At 63.2% G+C, this 17,262-nt stretch carries 16 protein-coding genes and 1 pseudogene; 3 read left to right on the plus strand and 14 right to left on the minus strand.

Annotated features, from left to right (window positions below):
* Window positions 1-53 precede the first annotated feature (53 nt).
* Both J7I79_RS24075 and J7I79_RS24865 read right to left on the minus strand, forming a co-directional pair.
* A complete protein-coding gene (locus tag J7I79_RS24075; protein WP_311380491.1) occupies window positions 54-398 on the minus strand; it encodes an alpha/beta hydrolase in 345 nt (114 codons plus the stop codon).
* Window positions 349-768 carry an alpha/beta fold hydrolase gene (locus tag J7I79_RS24865; RefSeq protein WP_396020144.1) on the minus strand — a complete coding sequence of 140 codons (420 nt, stop codon included), beginning with the start codon at window positions 766-768 and terminating at the stop codon, window positions 349-351. Before J7I79_RS24865 ends, J7I79_RS24075 begins: the two co-directional genes overlap by 50 nt.
* 129 nt (window positions 769-897) lie before the next feature.
* Between J7I79_RS24865 and J7I79_RS01375 the strand changes: the two are divergent.
* Both J7I79_RS01375 and J7I79_RS01380 read left to right on the plus strand, forming a co-directional pair.
* Window positions 898-1,988: pseudogene (locus J7I79_RS01375) on the plus strand (type I restriction endonuclease).
* Window positions 1,985-2,656 carry a hypothetical protein gene (locus J7I79_RS01380; protein WP_214949292.1) on the plus strand — a complete coding sequence of 224 codons (672 nt, stop codon included), beginning with the start codon at window positions 1,985-1,987 and terminating at the stop codon, window positions 2,654-2,656. Before J7I79_RS01375 ends, J7I79_RS01380 begins: the two are co-directional and overlap by 4 nt.
* A 93-nt stretch (window positions 2,657-2,749) precedes the next feature.
* Here the strand turns inward: J7I79_RS01380 and J7I79_RS01385 are convergent, their stop codons facing one another.
* The 3 genes from J7I79_RS01385 to J7I79_RS01395 form a co-directional block, all read right to left on the minus strand.
* Entirely contained in the window at window positions 2,750-3,544 is a 795-nt protein-coding gene (locus J7I79_RS01385; protein ID WP_214949294.1) for a hypothetical protein, read from the minus strand.
* 77 nt (window positions 3,545-3,621) lie between these two features.
* Window positions 3,622-5,112: an HNH endonuclease signature motif containing protein gene (locus J7I79_RS01390; protein WP_214949296.1), complete on the minus strand. Its 1,491-nt coding sequence runs from the start codon at window positions 5,110-5,112 to the stop codon at window positions 3,622-3,624.
* A gap of 57 nt (window positions 5,113-5,169) precedes the next feature.
* Entirely contained in the window at window positions 5,170-6,024 is an 855-nt protein-coding gene (locus J7I79_RS01395) for an aminoglycoside phosphotransferase family protein (RefSeq protein ID WP_311380492.1), read from the minus strand.
* A gap of 310 nt (window positions 6,025-6,334) precedes the next feature.
* Here J7I79_RS01395 and J7I79_RS01400 point away from each other — a divergent pair, with 310 nt between their 5' ends.
* Entirely contained in the window at window positions 6,335-7,183 is an 849-nt protein-coding gene (locus tag J7I79_RS01400) for an HAD-IIB family hydrolase (protein ID WP_251042253.1), read from the plus strand.
* A 194-nt stretch (window positions 7,184-7,377) separates the two neighbouring features.
* On the opposite strand, the gene J7I79_RS01405 is transcribed toward J7I79_RS01400, so the two are convergent.
* The 9 genes from J7I79_RS01405 to J7I79_RS24550 all read right to left on the minus strand — a co-directional run bounded on the left by J7I79_RS01405 (window position 7,378) and on the right by J7I79_RS24550 (window position 17,235).
* Window positions 7,378-8,133: a GPP34 family phosphoprotein gene (locus J7I79_RS01405; protein ID WP_214949299.1), complete on the minus strand. Its 756-nt coding sequence runs from the start codon at window positions 8,131-8,133 to the stop codon at window positions 7,378-7,380.
* Between the two features lie 134 nt (window positions 8,134-8,267).
* Window positions 8,268-9,347 carry a LacI family DNA-binding transcriptional regulator gene (locus tag J7I79_RS01410; protein ID WP_214949301.1) on the minus strand — a complete coding sequence of 360 codons (1,080 nt, stop codon included), beginning with the start codon at window positions 9,345-9,347 and terminating at the stop codon, window positions 8,268-8,270.
* 38 nt (window positions 9,348-9,385) lie between these two features.
* Complete coding sequence (locus tag J7I79_RS01415; protein WP_251042254.1) at window positions 9,386-10,297, minus strand: carbohydrate ABC transporter permease; 912 nt, start codon at window positions 10,295-10,297, stop codon at window positions 9,386-9,388.
* Window positions 10,294-11,175 (minus strand): carbohydrate ABC transporter permease, encoded by an 882-nt coding sequence (locus J7I79_RS01420; RefSeq protein ID WP_214949304.1) that lies wholly within the window; start codon window positions 11,173-11,175, stop codon window positions 10,294-10,296. The genes J7I79_RS01415 and J7I79_RS01420 overlap by 4 nt, the downstream gene beginning before the upstream one ends.
* Window positions 11,176-11,221: 46 nt before the next feature.
* Complete coding sequence (locus tag J7I79_RS01425; protein ID WP_214949311.1) at window positions 11,222-12,556, minus strand: ABC transporter substrate-binding protein; 1,335 nt, start codon at window positions 12,554-12,556, stop codon at window positions 11,222-11,224.
* A gap of 43 nt (window positions 12,557-12,599) precedes the next feature.
* Window positions 12,600-14,036 carry a glycoside hydrolase family 32 protein gene (locus J7I79_RS01430; RefSeq protein WP_214949314.1) on the minus strand — a complete coding sequence of 479 codons (1,437 nt, stop codon included), beginning with the start codon at window positions 14,034-14,036 and terminating at the stop codon, window positions 12,600-12,602.
* A 287-nt stretch (window positions 14,037-14,323) separates the two neighbouring features.
* On the minus strand, window positions 14,324-15,376 hold the full coding sequence (locus J7I79_RS01435) for a hypothetical protein (protein ID WP_214949316.1): 1,053 nt from the start codon (window positions 15,374-15,376) through the stop codon (window positions 14,324-14,326).
* A 33-nt stretch (window positions 15,377-15,409) separates the two neighbouring features.
* A complete protein-coding gene (locus J7I79_RS01440) occupies window positions 15,410-16,273 on the minus strand; it encodes a phosphatidylinositol-specific phospholipase C/glycerophosphodiester phosphodiesterase family protein (protein ID WP_214949318.1) in 864 nt (287 codons plus the stop codon).
* A gap of 197 nt (window positions 16,274-16,470) precedes the next feature.
* The gene (locus J7I79_RS24550) at window positions 16,471-17,235 is read right to left on the minus strand and encodes a FadR/GntR family transcriptional regulator (RefSeq protein ID WP_214949322.1); all 765 of its coding nucleotides are present in this window, start codon (window positions 17,233-17,235) and stop codon (window positions 16,471-16,473) included.
* Between the last annotated feature and the right edge of the window lie 27 nt (window positions 17,236-17,262).

Here is a 17,262-nt window from a genome sequence, read left to right on the forward strand (position 1 = left end):
AATCGTCGGAAAGCGGCCGACGGCGGGAGGTCCCGCCGTCGGCCGCTTTCGTTTTAGCGTGAGTCTTTGGCCGCGATGAATTGCCGGATCCAGCGGAGGGTTTCGGGAAGGTCCAGATGAAGGTTATGGCCGGCGCCGGGGACCTTGACCAGCGTGGAACGGCGTATGTGCCAATGCAACTGGACGGCGTTGGGCAGGGGCGTCAGCGCATCGTCGGTGCCGTGCAGAATGAGGGTCGGCGATTGGATGGAGCCGAGCCGGCTCCACGCGTCGTGCTCCCGGCTGGCGCGGGCCAGTTTGCCCCCGCTCGTTGCGGCGAGGATGAGCGCGCGAACACTCTGTGGATGATCAATGGCGAGCCACTGGGCGATCCTCCCGCCCATGGAATGGCTGTACACGTGGGGCGCTGTCAACGCGGGCGGCCTCTAGGACAGCGGCCGCATCGGCTGCCAGGAGCCTCGTGGTGTAGCGGTCGGCGTCGCCATTGCTGCTCCCGCCGATCCCCCGGTGGTCAAACCGGATGACGCGGAAATGTTCGGCCAGCGCCTCCGCAGGCGGCCCCCAGCCGTCCATGGCCGTTGCTTGACCGGCAATCAGGAGCAACGGTTCCCCGCGCCCCTCCTCGGTCCAAGCCAGCGCGGCGCCATCTGGAACCAAGGCAATCTTCACCGTGACACTACATCTTCCGGCGGACAGGCGGCTGTGGTGCAGCCCATAGCGGAGTCTCACGAGTCGCAGGCGAAGGGCTGTGGGGGCGGTGGCCTGCATCAGCGGTCCGAGGCTTGGGCCGCAAGCTGGGACTACCAGCACCTTTCGCACTTCATTAGGCGCCTTTGGCCCAAATTGGCACAGTGCTGAGCTACGGTTGGCAGCACCAACATTTTTCAAGGGGGACAAATGGAGTTTGCAGAAAAGCTGTCAGCACTGGCAGCAAAGGTGCGCCAACAGCGGGATGCGATCCAAACTGAAGAGGCCACAAAGAATGCATTTGTCATGCCCTTCATTCCCACAATTCTCGGCTACGACGTCTTCAACCCCATGGAAGTCGTTCCGGAATTCATCGCGGACGTAGGTCTCAAGGAGGGCGGGAAGATCGACTATGCGATCGTCAAAAACGGCGAGGTCCAGATGCTGATCGAGTGCAAGAAGTCCACGGAGCCCGTGAAGATCGAGCATGCGTCCCAGCTTTTTCGGTACTTTGCCGTCACCACCGCCAGGATCGCAATCCTCACCAATGGTGAGTGTACCAATTCTTCACTGACCTCGATGCACCGAACCGCATGGACGCGAAACCGTTCCTTGTGCTCGATCTGAACGACATTGACGAGTCGCTCATTCCGGAACTTCAAAAACTATCCAAGGATGTTTTTGATCTCGACTCGATCATCAGCGCCGCCGGTGAACTGAAATACATCGGCGAACTCAAAAGGACGCTGGCGGCGCAATTCAGGGAACCGGAGGATGAGTGGATCAAGTTCCTTACCGGACGCGTATATCCAGGCGCTTATACACAGAAAGTGCGCGAGCAGTTCACCGCTCTAGTAATCAAGGCATCCAAGCAATTCCTGAATGACCAAGTGAACGAGCGCCTCAAGAAGGCCCTCGGAGCCCCGAGCTTCCCGCAAAATGACGACGCCGCCGCCGCTGCCAGCGTCACCAGCGCACCTGTGGCCGAAGCCGACCTGGCCGACGCTGACGGCCTGGAAACAACGCTCGAGGAAATTGAGGGCTACCAGATCGTCCGGGCCATCGTCTGCAGTGAGGTTAAGCCGGCCCGCGTGATCCAACGGGATGCCAAGTCCTACTTCTCGGTACTGCTGGACGATAACAACCGCAAGCCGATCGCACGCCTGCACTTCAACCGCACGCAGAAGTACATCGGAATATTCGATGACAACAAAGAAGAGACTCGGGTGCCGATCAGCTCGCTGGAAGAGATCTACGAGCACACCGAAGCCCTGCGTGCGAGCGTCAAGAGCTACCTGTGAGCGCGGCGGCCACTGACCTGGACCTGCTTCTCCTCGCGATTGCCGCCATGCCAACGCCTTGGAAGAAGTGGCCCGGCGGTTATCCCGACCGTTTGGACCTCGCATTGGTCGACGCTGTCATGTCGATCCGATTCCGCTATGGCCGGGAACGCAAAGATGGTTCGTGGACAGGGGCACGCGGAGCGGTTCTGCGATACCAGAAACATTCAGAAGACATCACAGGCGCAGAAAAGATGAAGCATCTCGCGAACCACGACCCGGTCGCGCTCGAAAGGATTCTGAACCGCCAGAAGGTCCACTCCGGAAAGACCAAAGCCTTCGCCATCGTGGAAGCGGCTAAGCGCTTTACTGCCATCGGAGTCACCGAGCTAGCGCACGTAAGGCCCCATGACCCTGAACACAGACATCAGTACACCGGCGTTTCAGGCCTCGGCCCCGTCACGTGGGAGTACTTCACCATGCTTCTCAGTCACGAGGGCGTGAAGGCGGACACGTGGCTCACCGAGTTCGTGGGGCGCGCAGTCCGGCGGCCGGTGTTGTCTGAATTTGCGGGATCCTTGGTCAAGGAGGCTGCCGAGACGCTTGGCGCAAAGCAGAATGAACTCGACCACGCCATTTGGAGCTTCGCCAGCACTACGCGGTTGAAGAGCATGCCGGAAATACCCTGAACCATCTCAGGCAGGAAGCGGACGACGGCGGAACTTCCCGCCGTCGTCCGCTTGAGTTTGACCAGGGGAATGTCCATGAATCCGGGTCCACAGCTATTCCGGCAGGCTGCCGACGTCGTTGAAGGGTCCGTTGCGGCGCCGCCGCAGCTGTTGACCGGGGACTGACGGTGGGTCTGACAGCGGGGGGTGTTCCCGCCGTCGTCCGGCCAGCTCGCTAAACCGGTCAACAGCCTGCTGGGCCGCCGCCTGCAAGTCTGGATCCTGAGTTGCCGCCCGGGCATAGGTGCCCACTGCGGTGAGGGCGTCGGACAGCAACCGGGCGGGAACCTCCCCTGATGCGTCGCCGCCCTGCAGCAGTATGGCCTCGCGATCTGCCACCAGTGTGTCAGCCATGGTGCCCACGGTGATGCGCTGCCACACGTCTGGGATGCTCTCCACGCTGGCCAGCTTTTCGCGCAGCGGCCATGATGCGATGAATCGGGCAAGCCACGCCTTGTGCCGCTTTTTGTGCCGCCATCCCTGCCAATGCGGGTAGAAGCTGAAGACGAGAGCGAATGGCGCGATGATTCCCAGCACCACAAGCGCCCAGTCCGCTTCCCCCGGGTAGGGTCCGTCAGCTGCGTCTTCGTAGACGCCAAACAGCACGCCTGCGGTAATGCACGCCAGGATCCACGTAACACCCAAGAGATCCCGGGCGCGTTTCTGTGATGTGGTGGCGTACTGGACGGGGGCTGGTTCCGAGACGACGTGAGCTTCAGCCGCAGTAAGCCCCGTATTCAGGAGTTTGGATGTCGCAGCACCCTGCAAACCGGATTGGTGCGGCACTTCCAGGTACACCAGCGGCAGTCCGTGCGTTTCCTGTGCAGGCACACTAGTTCGGTCGTCCATGTCTCCCCCGATAAGGCCGTCCGGATTGGACTCTTGAGTATAGGGTCCGCTGCGGGCAGGACGGTGCAGCGTCGATCCTACGCCGCGATGGATAGCGCCCAGTCCGGCAAGGGATCGACCGGTAGTGGTGGCCCGGTCTGTCCGAGACCGGTGGCACAGGCAAGTACGTCCGGCCAGTCGGGCGGTTCCCACTCCGGGTCTTCGCCCGCGCGCCCGGGGTTGTCCGGCCAGTGTGGTGGTTCCCAGTCCTGTTGTTCGCTGGGATAGGAGCGTCCCGCAGGTGAGATCCAGCCGGGTGGCTGGTCCCGGGTGGCGTCAACCGGCCTCCACGACGTGGTGTGTTTGAGTCTGTGGTGTCTCCGGCATGGCTGGCCCAGGTTGGAGATGCCGGTGCCGCCGCCCTCGGACCAAGCCAGCAGATGGTCGGCTTCATTATCCAAGGAGTGGTTGTTGCAGCCGGGAAACGGGCACCGGCCATCCCGAAGCCGCAACCATTGGCGCATCGCCTTCGGGACCCGGTAGCTGGTGCGTCCGATCTCCAGCGGCGCTCCGCTGCGCGCATCCGTCAGCACGTGCAGGAATGATCCGGCACCATCCGCGACCAGCCGACGGGCCATGCTCGGCGGAATTGGACCATACCCATCCAGCGTGGCCGGTTCCGTCACGGCGCCCAGGAGCGACAACACCGGAACAGTCACCAATACCTGTGCCTTGGGAGACGGGGTTCCTGCCGCCACCCCCACCAGCAGCCAGTCAGCGGCGACGTCCACACGGAGCTGGGTCAGAGTCCGGGATTCGGCCGGCCCCTGCAGGGCACGCGCTGCTTCCGTGGCACGCGACCAAACAGCCGCGGCCACATCCGCGGTCACGTAGGCAGAGAGCCAGGCCATGCCGTCCCGGTCCGGGACATATTCCAACCGACGGTCCTGCACGCCCTTGCTGTGGCGCGCTTCGATGCTTACAGGATGGTGACGCTCGCGCCAGCTCCGCGCTTTGGCCCGGAACCTACCCGGCACCAGCTGTCCCGCCGGGCAGCCACGCGCAGCAAAGGGAGCTTCGGGGTCGAGGAAATGAGCCTCCAAGGCAGCAGCCGCGGCGGGGTCCAGACCGGATGTTTCATCACACATCACTCGCGCGTGCTGCCACGAAATGCTCCCTGACCGCAGCGCAGACAGCGTCAGGGGCAACCCGGTGATCAGGGTGGCTGCCTCTGCCAGGAGGGCCGCTGCCGATCTTTCACTCACAGTCAGGACACAGGCCACCTCCGCTGTCACCGCCATTTCCTGGGCGGTGCGCTCCTGCGGGGAGGCGGCCGGGGCCGCCATGGCTGCGGCAGCGTGGGCGTATCCGCCGGCGAAGTGCACTTTCAGGGCGGCCATTCCGGCCTCCACGCGGGCCACCACAGCCATGCCGTCCAGGCACGCGTCCGCTTCCTCCTGGAGAGGGTCAGCACCAGTCGAGGCCAGGTTTCCGGCGTCGTTCCCGGCCGCGCGACCGGCAAATGCAGCCAGCGCAACCAGGGAGGCCGCCATGGCCTCCAACGTCTCCGCAACCGCTCTGCTGTCCATACCCACAGCATGTCAGCAGGCACTGACAATAAAGCCGGCATCAGAGTTGCAGCAAGGTCAGCCCTCCAGGATCTGCCTGATCCCGAACTCCCCGACGGCGAACATCCGCGGATTATCGTCGGAGTTGCTCAGCATGGCGGTGGACAGGATGAGAGCCCAGCCGCGGGCCCTCATCCAGGTGTCCCCTTCCATTGCGGGGCCAAAGGCGTCCATGAAGCGGTGGCGGGCGCCGGCGTCGAACATCAGCCACCCCACCGCCAGATCGACCGCTGGGTCACCTGCCCCGACGTCGCCGAAATCGATGACGCCGGCCAGCGAGCCGTCGTCGGCCAGCAGGATATTTCCCGGGTGAAGGTCCCCGTGGAGCATCATCGCCGGACCATCCCACGCTTTAGCGGCGCAGGCCTGCGCCCACACCGATCCCAATGCTGCTGCCTGCGGGTAGCGTTCGCGGTCCCCGAGCCGTTCCACCACCGCAGAGTCACGGTCCGTCAGCGGCACGCCGCGGAATGGATTCACCGGGACGCCGGATTCGGCGGGCACGTGGAGGGACAGGAGGAAATCGGCCAGGCCTTCAGCGGCCGGCCCGCGTTCTGCCGGGCCGACGTCCGCCGCGGCGGCTCCGGGGACCCACCGCACGATGCTCCACGGCCAAGGAAAGTCCAACGTCGGCTGGCCGGCATGGACGGGGACAGGAACCGCAACCGGGGAACGGCGGGCTATGTCGGGAAGGTAGCGCCGCTCATGCAGTATGAGCGAAACGGCCTCCGCCCTGCGCGGCAGCCGGACGGCCAGGTCGTCGCCGAGCCGGAAGGTCGCGTTGTCCCAGCCATTCGCAACCCGCGCTAAAGGCCGGTCGCCGAGGTCGGGCCGCTGGTCCCGGACGAGGCCCTGGACCAGGCTGTCACTCACTTCAACCGTGGCTGGTGGCATTCCCGCCATCAGAGATCCGCCTCCGTAGGTCCTGCGATTTCCTTGTTCCTGCAATGCAATCCGGCTGTTTCCCTTATCAGGGAAGGATTACGGCCGGGCTTGAAACTATACGGGTGGCGCCTTTGCGGTGCATTTTCGGAGAACGGACGGATCAGCCAGCGTGTGGCGGACGACGGCGGGACGTCCCGCCGTCGTCCGACTCACCAGCCCTCGGTCGCCCTGGGCGCAGACGCGTCGTGATGAGGTACCCGTTAGGTCGGGATGTTGCGGGTGGGTATGATCCGGGAGCATGAGCGCAACGCTGAGCACCACTGGAACTGTCCGGGCTGTCTTCCTTGACGTGGACGGCACCTACGCGGACTACGGCGTCGTACCTGAAGGCCATGTGCGCGCTGTACAGGCGGCGCGGCAGGCCGGACACCGAGTCTTCTTGTGCACGGGGCGCCCAGTGTCTATGTTGCCCCCGAGCATCCTCGCCGCGGGTTTCGACGGCCTCGTGGCCAGCGCCGGCGCCTACGCCGAGGTGGCCGGGACGGTCCTCGTGGACCGGCGCTTTCCGGCGGATCTTGCGGCCAGGACGGTCCGGGCGCTGGACGCGCACGACGCCGTATATGTCCTGGAAGCGCAGGAGGCGCTGCACGTACCACCTGCGGCGCTGGAACGTTTGCGGGCCATCCTTGACGCCCACTTCGAGCAGGCACCCGAAGGCCCGGTAGGTTCGTCCGACATCCTCCGGGCGGTGCGCACCACCTCCAACCGTGCCGACGTGCCGTTCGCTAAGGTCTCCGTGTTTGACTCCCCCGTTGCAATGGAGAGCTTGGTCGGGGAAATCGGCGGGGACATTGCAGTGGTCGCCAATTCGGTGGCGGACGAGGGCCGGCATGCGGGAGAACTGTACCAGCGCGGAATCAGCAAGGCCGACGGCGTCGCGGCCGTCGCCGCCCATCTGGGCATCGCCCAAGCGGACACGATTGCGGTGGGCGACGGTGCCAACGACCTGGAGATGATCGCCTACGCGGGCGTCGGCATCGCCATCGAAGGATCGCTCCCGGAGCTGGTGGCGCTTGCCGACCGCACGGCCGCTCCTCCCCGTCAGGAAGGTCTCGTTGCCGCCTTCGCCGAGCTCGGCCTCATCTGATCCGGCCCGATTAGAGTCATTCGTTCCCCGGTCGTGAGGGTGGCTCCCGGCCTGATCAGTGGATGCGGCGCGTATCTGGCTCAATGGCCCAAGCAAGGCGATGGAGCACGCTTGCCAAAAACAGCGGCGTAAGCGGTCGACGGCGGGACGTCCCGCCGTCGACCGTTCGCCGTTTCCGGCACCTTAAGGCAGCATCACAAGGTAGCGGCTTCTTCCTCCGCCAGTCGGGTCAGACGAAGTTCGTCCTCCGCGGCGCGGGTGGGCCAGTAGTCCCTCGCCAGCTCACTTGCCCGGGTTAGGTCTGCTGCCGGGAAGAGCTTGCCGAGCAGTCCGGCTGCCTGAAGCAGGGCGATCAGCACTGTGGTCCTGACATCGGGCGTCTTGGCATCAGGCTTGGCGTCAGGCTTGGCATCAGGCGCCCCGGCACCAGGCTTCGTGGAATCAGGCGCCTCAGCATCTGTGGCCTCGGAATCAGGCGCTTCGAGATCGGCCGGCGCACCGCTGAGTGCGGCCTCGATCTTTTCAAGTAGCGCCGCCTCCGGAGCGTGATCCTTATGCGGGTACCGCACGGGCCGGAACCGGCTCAGGTGCTTTTCACCGACATGTTCCACGATGCCCAGTGATGCCATTCCCTCGTAGACGCTCTGCACTTCGGCGCGGCTGTCCAGCACGGAGACCCACCATTTGGGGGTGCGGGGCCGGGATTTGCCGCGGATGAGCTCCAGTTCGTGCTGGAAGTCCGTCGTGGGGTCGGTGCCGGTAGCCCTGACATACTTCCCCTGCAGCCCGACCGCACCGAGCAGGTCCAGCTCGGCCAATATTGCCCCTGCCACCGTGGTCCTGAGTGCGAACAAGGGCACTTCAGGTTTGCCGTTTTTGTCGTTCGTAGCCAGAAGGAGGAAAGCCTGGGGAAGGCTCAACTCCGCCGCCTTGGGTGTTTCAGCGTTCATAGCATCATGGTGGACCCGTTGGGCAGTCACCACAATGAGGATTTACAAGCGTCGCTGAGTTTCCACTGGAGACGCAGTAAAAAACCTTCAACGCCGACCAGCCGCCTTCGGACGCGAGGGCTGGGGGACGGTGGCTAGGCGGGGGCCAGTGCCCGTACCGAGTTCCGTTCCACAGTGGGACAGTAGATCTTTGTGGGGGCAGTGGCCTGTGCTTCTTCAAGGCCCAGGAGCATTCTCACTCCGGCGGCGCCCAGTTCGTAGTGGGGTAGAGATACGGTGGAAAGTGGTGGCCGGAGGTGGGCGGCGATGACTTCCTGGTTGTCGAATCCCACCACTGCAATGTCGTCTGGTATGGCGAGCCCGCGCTCGCGTAGTCCGTCGTATAGCCCCATCGCCATTCGGTCGTTGTAGCAGTACACGGCCGTGACATCGCGTTTGAGGAGTTCCTCGGTCGCTCCGTACCCGCCTTCCTGATCTGGATAGGCCTCCAGGACCAGGCCCGCATCGAACGGAATGCCTTCGGCTTCCAGCGCTTCCTTGTAGCCCTGGAGTCGTCCGTCCTTTGCTGGGGCGGGGATGGTGGCATTGATGAACGCGATTCGGCGGTGGCCATGCTTCAGCATGATTTCGGTGGCTGAACGTCCGCCTTGTATTTCATCCGGGACGACAGCTCTGGCGCCGTGTTCCGCAGAAAAGCAGTTGACGAGGACGAAGTCCGATTCCCGGAGAGATGCCGGCACGTCCGTGGCTCGGTGGAACCAGGTTGAGTAAAGAATGCCGCGGACCTTGTACTCGAGCATCATCGCGATCGCGTCCGTCTCAAGTTCGCGGTTGCCTTCGGTGTTGGCGATGAGAAGGGCGTAGCCGTGCTTCCAGGCCTCATCCTGGGCGCCGTGGATGATCTGGCCGGCGAAAGGAGTGGTGGCGATGGCGTCGGCGACCAGGCCGATGAATCGGGAACTGCCGCTGACCAGGGTTTGCGCCATGGCATTTGGCCGGTAACCCAGGTCCCGGATCGCGTCCCGCACCCGCTTGCGGGTCTCGTCGGAAATTCGTGCGGCCTTCTTCTTGTTCACGACCAGAGAAACGGTGGCAGTTGAGACACCGGCGGCCTCGGCAACTTGCCGGAGGGTGACGGGTTGAGTGCGTGGGGGACGTTCCAGCGGGGCAGCCGCCCCCAGCGGCGTGACCGAGTTATTCTCCTGCGAAATCATGTGCCCTCCTTCAGGAGTATATCCGTCTGTTCCTGCCGTCATCCTTTGGTCGCCCCGCTCTCAAGGCCTTGGATCATGGCCTTGTTGAGCACGAGGAAGACCAGCAACAGGGGCGTGATGGTGACGCAGACGGCCGCGAACGTGGCTGTCCAGTCGGTTTTGCCCATGGCTCCGATGTAGTTCTGCAGACCCAGCGGGATGGTCTTCAGTTCCTCGGAGAGGACGAAGGTGTTGGCGAAGATGAAGTCGTTCCAGATGAAGATGCTGTTGACCAGCACGACCGTCACAACAGTGTTTACCGACAGGGGCAGGGTGATAAGTCCGAAGATGCGGTACGGTCCCGCTCCGTCAAGAGACGCCGCCTCGTACGTTTCCCGCGGGATGTACTCAAAGAAGGAGCAAAAGAGGTAGATCGACATGGGAAGGGCGAATCCAGCCAAGGGGATGATCATCGACGGGTAGGTGTCGAGCAGGTTGATCGTGGAGTAGTCGATGAAGAGCGGTACGAGCGAGATCTGGACCGGCACGATGATGCCGATCAGGAACAGGCCGCGGACGAACTTGCTGAAGCGGAAGCCCAGGACCTGGAGCGCGTAGGCGGCCATCATTCCCAGGAGCACGATCAGGAGGTTCGCGCCCATTGTGACGATGAAGCTGTTGAGGATGTTCATCCCCAGGTTGCCAGTCTCGAAAGCGCGGGCGTAGTTCTCCCAAGTAAGCGAGGTGGGCAGGGCGAAGGGGTCCCCGGTCGCGAAGTCGTGCTCGGTGCGAAGGCTGGTGATGAACAGCCAGGCCAGAGGGTAGACCTGCACGATGACGATGAGGGCAATCAGCACTCTTGACAGAGTGCTGAACAGGTTGGGCTTCCGCCGCCTGCGGAGCGGCGGCTGGCTGTCTGATGGGGCTGGCGCTGTGATGGCCCTGGTAACCGGGGCTGCTGGCGCGGTCATGCGTCCGCCTTTCGTTTGAGCATGAAGAGGATGAGTCCTACGGCAACCAGGCATTCGACGACGATGAATACGGCGATGGTGCTGGCATATCCGAAGTCGGTGCTCGTGAATGCTGTCTTGTACATATAGGTGGTCAGGAGCTCCGAGGACTGTCCGGGGCCACCGTTCGTCATCAGGTAGGGAATGTCGAATCCGCGCAGGCCGTAGGTGGTCGCCATGATGGTGGTGGTGATCCAGACGGGCCGGATGTGGGGGAAACGGATCTTGGTGAACAGTTGCCACCGCGACGCGCCGTCCAGGCGGGCGGCTTCCTCAAGTTCCAGCGGAACAGACAGCAATGCCGCGTAGAGGATGAGCATGTAGAGGCCGGTGAAGCGCCAGCCTTCCGGTACCGATACCGCGGCAAGCACGGTGTTCACGTCAGAGAGCCATGCGTGTTCAAGGGCGCCGAGCCCGATCCAGTGCAGCAGCTGGTTTAGAAGGCCGACCGGTTCGATCGAGTAGATGCGCACGAACAGGAACGCGATTGCCACGGTTGAGATCACTGCCGGCAGCAGGTAGAGAGTCTTAATGAGTTCGCGGCCGCGGCGCAGCGAGGTCAGGAGGCTGGCGACGAGAAGGGCGCCGCCGAGCTGCAGGACCAGGCAGATGGCGAGATAACCGAGGGCGTTGAAGAAGGAGCGCCAGAAAATGTCGTCTCCGGTAAACATCCGCACATAGTTGGTGAGGCCCACGAACTCCATATCGCTGATGCCGTTCCAGGAGAAGAAGCTCAGGAACAGCGATTGGAGAATCGGGATCAGTACTGCTGCGCCGTAGAGAAGCAGTGGCGGGAGCAGGAATACCAGGACTGAAAGTCGCGACCTGTTGGGGAGCATGGCGAGGCCTTTCGGGTGGGGGGCCGAAGCCCCCCACCGCTACGTGTTATTTAAAGAACTTCGGTGCGTTCTGCGCGATGGTGCTGTCCATCGTGCTAGTGAACTGTTCGGGCGTGATGTCGCCCTGGACGAGGAGCACGAGCTCCTGCTTGAGCCGGGAGTCAGTCGTCGGGTCCAGCTGGGTATCCCATGGCATGGCTTGCTGGTCGCCGAGGTCGTTGGCCGTCTCGAGGGCTTTCTTGTACAGCGGAGTCGCATTCGCCGGGGTGGCAGTCTGCACGTCGGTCGTCGGTGACAGCGCGCCGGTGGCCGCATACTCCGAGGGGTACTTCGTCAGTGCGAACTTCAGAAAGTCGCTTACGAGCGGGTCGTAGGTCTTGGAGTTCACGGCCATGCCGATTCCGGACGGCGAGACGTATTCGTTGGCAGCGGTGACTGATCCCTCAGTTGTTGGGAGGGTCATGAAATCGATGTTGTCCCGAACCTCGGGGTTCAGCTTGTCTGTCGCCAGGCTTGGCAGTTCCCACGTGCCGATGTTGTACATGGCCGCCTTGCCGGAAGTGAACTGGTTTTGGGCATCGGAGTAGCCCTGCGAGGAGAAGCCGTCCTGGAAGCATTTGGCCTTTCCGAGCGCAGCCATCCAGTCAACGGCCTTCTTCCCGGCAGGATCGGAGAACTTCGCCTCGCCTCTCTTCAGTTTCTGGAGGAAGTCGGGACCCGCCTCCCTGAACGCCTGGTAGGCCACGTAGCGTTCCAGTGGCCACTGGTCCTGCCCGTCGATGGCGATCGGTGTGATGCCGGCGCCGCGCAGGGCGGTGCACATCGCGGGGATGTCATCCAGCGACTTTGGCACCGGGACGCCGGCCTGCTGCAGCAGGGCCTTGTTGTACCAGATGAACTCCAGCTCGAACTGGAATGGAATCATGTTCAGGGACCCGTCGTCGAAGCGCTGGTAGTCAAGCGCGCTGGGCCGGTAGCTGTCGTAGACGCCAAGGGATTTGAGCAGCTTTTCGGCGTCGACCATCTTGCCCTGTTTGGCCAATTGCTGGGCGAAGGGTGTGGCGTCGGTGTCGAAGAGCTCGGGAAGCTTGTTCGCGGCGGCCAGGGTCTCAAGCTTCTGGATGTAGGAGGGCCTGTCCGGGGTGGTGATCAGGTTGAGCGAGAAGCCCGGGTGGTCCTTGGCGTAGTCGTCCGCGATTTTCTTCATGATGTTGATGACGGCCCCGTCGGCCGGCCGGGACAGCAGCCATGAAATCTCACGGGGCTTGACTTCCCCGGTGGGACTGACGTTGGAAGGGTCGCTGGCTCCTCCGCTGCCGCATCCGGCCAGAGCGAGGGCTGCGGCCGCTGCCACGGCAGCTGTTCGGAATAGCTTCTTCATGGGATAAATCTCCTTTGATTCGAGCCGAAAGTGGTGTGGGTGTTTAGGTGTCTGTGCGCTTACGTACCTGAAGTTCGGTAAGAGTTGCGGACCCCTCCCCGGCGAAGACGCCGATCCGCCCCGCCGGCAGGTCGTAGATCCTGGTGCTGAGAGCTACCTGCCGATCCAAAACGGCGACGCACAGGTCCCCGTCGACGACGAGTTCGAGGGTGTGCTCTCCGGGAGTCAGGTCGCAGGGGCGCTCCAGTTCGATGTCGAATGGCGTGTCCCCGGAGACATGCCACTGCGCGTCACCGGTGACTTTCCGCGGCCACCGGTCGAACACCATGCGGCCGCGCTTCGGTTCCAGGCGCAGAACGTAGGACTGGTCCCCGTCCTGGCTTGAGCGCAGCAACAGACCGCATTCGGTGGTGTTGGGGCCGATGTCCAGGACTGCCGTGGCGTAGAACTGGCTGGGCAGTTCTTCGTCGGAGACGATGGCGGTGTACCCGTCCGGTACGTCCAGTCGTGTCGGCAGCTCGTTCGTCAGGGATACCGGGACGTCCTCCCAGAAGCTGTCAACGAGTTCGGCGGCCAAGGCGAATCCCAGGGTTCCGTCGGGGTTTTGCCGGGCTTCCAGGACCGACATCGTGCCGGCCCACTGCCAGGGCCCGTCATCGGTGTTGCCTTCTTTGCTGGCGATCCAGCCGAAAAAGAAGCGGCGTCCGTCGCGTTCGGCGGACTTGGATGCGTAGAAGGCACGGCCGTCGATGCTGTCCAGGGTCGGTACGCTCCAGGGGCCGTCGGGGCTCCTGGCCATGCGGTACCGGGTCGTGAAGGATTCGGAGAACTCCGAGTAGACCATGTACCACCAGTCGCCCCAAGAGAAGACGTCCGGGCATTCATGGGTGATGTAGCGGCGCGGGTCCCAGAACGGTTCGGTGTGCTGCCAGGTCACCAAGTCGCTGGAGACGCACTGGGCTATGACACCGCGCCGACGTTCCGGCCCGGTGGAGTGCCGGGCCGCCAGCAGCATCCGCCACTGGCCCGCGGCCTCGTCCCGGAAGACGAAGGGATCCCGCCAGTCGCCGGACTCGTAGCCGTCCGGGGCGCCGAAAGTGAGTTCCGGGTGCTTCACCCAGGTCTGCATACCGTCTGTGCTCGTGGCGTGCATAACGAGCTGAAGGGGCGCACCGTCCGGTCCGAGGTTGCGCGGGTTTTGGCCCGTGTAGAACAGATGGTGGACGCCGGTTTCATCGACGACGACGCTGCCCGTGTAGGCGTTGAAATCCAGGTCCGTTTCACTTCCGTGCTCTAGGGAAACGCCCTGGTCCTCAAACTGCGTGAGGTCTTTGGTGGTGACAAGGTTCCACGAGGTTCCCGGCTTCGGGTCCGCGCGGACCTCGTGAAGGTAGAAGAGCCAGAACTCCCCGTCCTTCTCGAAGGGGATGAGGTCTCCCACCCAACCGTCGGCGGGTTTAAAGAAAACTGAGCGATTCATCGGCGCTGATGTCCATTCTGCTAAAGCGTTTGATCACGAGTAATCTAACCTCAATCCTGAGCTTGATCAAGCGTTTTAGCAGAATTGGATGTTTAATCTTTCGTCGACCCCCAAACGGGGACTGAGCTGGAGCGCGAACTGCTCTTTCTCCTCCGGCGTGGACTTCCTCCTACTTGAAGATCCGTCGCTTAAAGACGACACGGTCGTTGCAACTCCCAAAAACTCTGGGTGTTGCAACGACCGCTAGAAGCTGAGACTTCCCGCCGTCGTCCGCTGCCGTCTGGTGCCTACTGGCTGAAGGGGACTTTCTCCCAGCTCAGGACATCTCCGACGTCGCGGCTGTTGCCGGCCACCGTAAACCTGACGTAGTTGGTGGCGTTGGCAGATCCGTCCACGGTGATGCGCTGCAGGTCATCCGCGGCGGGCTGGCCGTAGATCTCCAGCCATGGCGATCCGTCTGCCAGCGGCTGGTTCTGGGCAAAGACGTGGCTGTCGCCGTTGATGAGATAGACCGGGCGGTCGAAGCGGTTGGTCTCGTCAATGATGGCCGCCACGATCTCCCGGAACCCGGAGACCGCTTCGGGGCTGGCCGTAGCCGCGGCGAGCAGCGACGGATCGAACATGTCGGCCTGCGTCATCAGCACCACGGCGCGGTCGTTGCGGCGCTCGGCGTCAGTGAACGTGGCGTGTATCTGGTCCAGGACGGCATCCGTCCGGTGCTCAACTTCGGCCAACTGCTCGGGCGTGGGGGTGGTTTCGCCCAGGCCGCTCCACGGAAGCAGCGAGTTGTTGCTGCCCTGAATGTTGACTACGGAGAAGGCCACGCGATTCTGGGTGAAACGGACATTTTCCGGAAGTCCAAGGTTCTCCTGGGCCTTGACCGGCATGGTTGCGCCCAGGGTCTTGCCGGGCTGGTCGAAGAAGACCTCCCGCAGCTTGTCCAGCCGTTCCAGCGGGTTGTAGGCGCCGTTGTTGGTGCGGTGGCAGTCCACCCACTCGTTGTCGCCCGGGGTGAAGACCAGCGGGTGCTCGAAGGTGTCGAACTGTGAGCGGATGTTGGCGAAGTACTCGTCTGAGCAGACCGAGGAACCGTTCTTGATGTCGCCCACGTGGGTGACGAATTTCAGCGCGCTGTCGGCGTTGATGTCCTGGATGCGGGACGGGAACTTGGCGATTTCGGCGTCGCCGTAGGGGACGTCGCCGATGACGCCAAAGGTGAACGCTTCTTTGTTGGAGGCGCTGTCGGAGCTGTTGTTGGCTGCGTTGGCGGACTGGGCCGCAAGGAGGGCGAGCGCCAGGACGGCTGCCGCCGTCGTTGTTTTCAAGGTCTTTGAAGGCATGGAGGCGTTCCTGTTTCTACTGAGTGGGGCGGCTTAGAGCGTGCGGGCGGTGAGGAACTGTTCCAGCGCCTCAAGGTCGTCGGTGTTGATGTGGTCCACGCCGGCGTCGAAGAGTTCATTCCATACCGCGTCGCGTGCGGCGCCGGGCTGGTCGGGAGTGGCCCAGAAGCGGACCCGGTAGCCCTTGGCGTGGGCGTCGGCAACATATGCCTGGAGCTTGGTGCGTTCGGTTTCGGGCATAGGGCCCACACCCTGCCAGGTGAAGAGCTTGGTCCAGTTGTCGCTGACCAGCGGCATCAGCCCGGCAGGCATGCCTGAGGTGAGGTCGGCGGAGCGTCCGTCATAGAAGCCGAACCGCTTTTCCTGTGCCTGCATGGTTGCCAGGGGACGGTTTCCGCTGATGACGGCGGTGACGGGCCCGGTTTTGGTGGTGCCGTTGCTGTAGCGGCTCATGATGTCCCGGTGCTCGGCCAGTTCCTGCTCGACGGCGGCGTACGTGGCATCCCCTTCACTCTTGATGTCGATCAGGAGTTGCAGGCTTCCGTCCCAGTGGGGATAAACGCTGTGGCCCCGGTTCCGTACCAGCTCGTCCAGCGGATCGAGGTAGAGGCTCTCGAGCGTTACTCCTGGCTTGGCGTCCTCGAGGTCGTGTGCCACCCGAAGTTCGCCGTCGACCAGCCACACGTCTGCTTCAACGCTGGTGAATCCATGCTCCAGCGCATCGAACAGGGGACGGCCGTGCTCATAGTCATTGTGCGCGTGGGCTGCGGCCAGAGGCTGTCCGAGGACCACGGACGCCGGCGCGTGGGCGTCGGCGGGATTCGCGGCCGACGGGGCGGCGATTCCGGTCAGGGAGGTGAGGGCCACAAGGGCTGTGACGGCGCTTTTCAGGAACACGGAGTTCTCCTTGGTACAGCTGAGTCGATTCATGTGCCAGGCGATGGGGGCGCTGGGGGGTGCGTGAAAAGACTTCCTGCTGCGGAAGAACGGGCATGGCTCCAACGGTTTCGGGACGGTGAACAGGGGGCGTCGTTTGGACCTGGCTACGGCCGCGGGTTCTCCGGACGACGGCGGGACCTCCCGCCGTCGTCCATTTACTCCACCCCGTGAGGCATTTCCATGAATGCCGCCAGGGCACGTTTCTCTGCGGCATCGAGGTCGTCAGCGTAGTAGCGGTAGATGTTACTCACTGCCATCGAACCTGCTTCTTTGGCCTGGCGGTTAGCTATGGCAGCGACCAATAGTGAAGCATCGCGGGCGCTCCGTTCCAACCGGGAACGGCGGTCCGAGTCTACGGACAGCCGCCGGTCCACGAGGTCGGTCATAATCCCGCCGACGACGGTTCCGCAGACCTCCATCAGCCGGTTTCCTGATGCGCGCCGGATTGCTGCGTGGAAGCGATCGACGTGCTGTCCGAACGGGCCGTCGACTTGGGCAGCAGCGACTTCTTTCAGGGCAGCAGCGTGATGCCTTATCTGTGCGAGGTCTTCCTCGGAGCGGTTGATTGCCGCCAGCATGCAGGAGTGGCCTTCAATGAGAAGCCTGAACTGGAGCAGCTCCACCCTGGAGATGCCTTCCAGGTTCGCGAGCCTGGCCATTGCCTTCTCCAGCACCCGCGGCGAGTACGGCATGACCACGGGGCCCTTAGGGTCTCCGGGCCGTGACTCAATGATGTCGTTCGCCTGAAGCACGCGAAGAGCCTCCCGGACAGTAGCGCGGCTCACGGAAAAGTCGCCCATGAGTTGGCGCTCGCTCGGCAGCCGGTCCCCCGGCTTGAGCTCGCCGCTCTCTATCGCGCTCTCAACCTGCTTGACGATCGACTCATAGGCACTGACCTTCTGAACGGGGCTGAACGTCATGAGCTTCCTTCATTTCGATTGCGGACC

The organism is Arthrobacter sp. ISL-69 (assembly GCF_018613775.1).
Taxonomy (GTDB): domain Bacteria; phylum Actinomycetota; class Actinomycetes; order Actinomycetales; family Micrococcaceae; genus Arthrobacter.

What these genes read in the sequence shown, in the direction of transcription:
- J7I79_RS24865 (WP_396020144.1), bottom strand. Translation starts at nt 768, where the DNA reads ATGCAGGCCACCGCCCCCACAGCCCTTCGCCTGCGACTCGTGAGACTC.
- J7I79_RS01385 (WP_214949294.1), bottom strand. Translation starts at nt 3,544, where the DNA reads ATGGACGACCGAACTAGTGTGCCTGCACAGGAAACGCACGGACTGCCG.
- J7I79_RS01390 (WP_214949296.1), bottom strand. Translation starts at nt 5,112, where the DNA reads ATGGACAGCAGAGCGGTTGCGGAGACGTTGGAGGCCATGGCGGCCTCC.
- J7I79_RS01400 (WP_251042253.1), top strand. Translation starts at nt 6,335, where the DNA reads ATGAGCGCAACGCTGAGCACCACTGGAACTGTCCGGGCTGTCTTCCTT.
- J7I79_RS01405 (WP_214949299.1), bottom strand. Translation starts at nt 8,133, where the DNA reads ATGAACGCTGAAACACCCAAGGCGGCGGAGTTGAGCCTTCCCCAGGCT.
- J7I79_RS01410 (WP_214949301.1), bottom strand. Translation starts at nt 9,347, where the DNA reads ATGATTTCGCAGGAGAATAACTCGGTCACGCCGCTGGGGGCGGCTGCC.
- J7I79_RS01415 (WP_251042254.1), bottom strand. Translation starts at nt 10,297, where the DNA reads ATGACCGCGCCAGCAGCCCCGGTTACCAGGGCCATCACAGCGCCAGCC.
- J7I79_RS01420 (WP_214949304.1), bottom strand. Translation starts at nt 11,175, where the DNA reads ATGCTCCCCAACAGGTCGCGACTTTCAGTCCTGGTATTCCTGCTCCCG.
- J7I79_RS01425 (WP_214949311.1), bottom strand. Translation starts at nt 12,556, where the DNA reads ATGAAGAAGCTATTCCGAACAGCTGCCGTGGCAGCGGCCGCAGCCCTC.
- J7I79_RS01430 (WP_214949314.1), bottom strand. Translation starts at nt 14,036, where the DNA reads ATGAATCGCTCAGTTTTCTTTAAACCCGCCGACGGTTGGGTGGGAGAC.
- J7I79_RS01435 (WP_214949316.1), bottom strand. Translation starts at nt 15,376, where the DNA reads ATGCCTTCAAAGACCTTGAAAACAACGACGGCGGCAGCCGTCCTGGCG.
- J7I79_RS24550 (WP_214949322.1), bottom strand. Translation starts at nt 17,235, where the DNA reads ATGACGTTCAGCCCCGTTCAGAAGGTCAGTGCCTATGAGTCGATCGTC.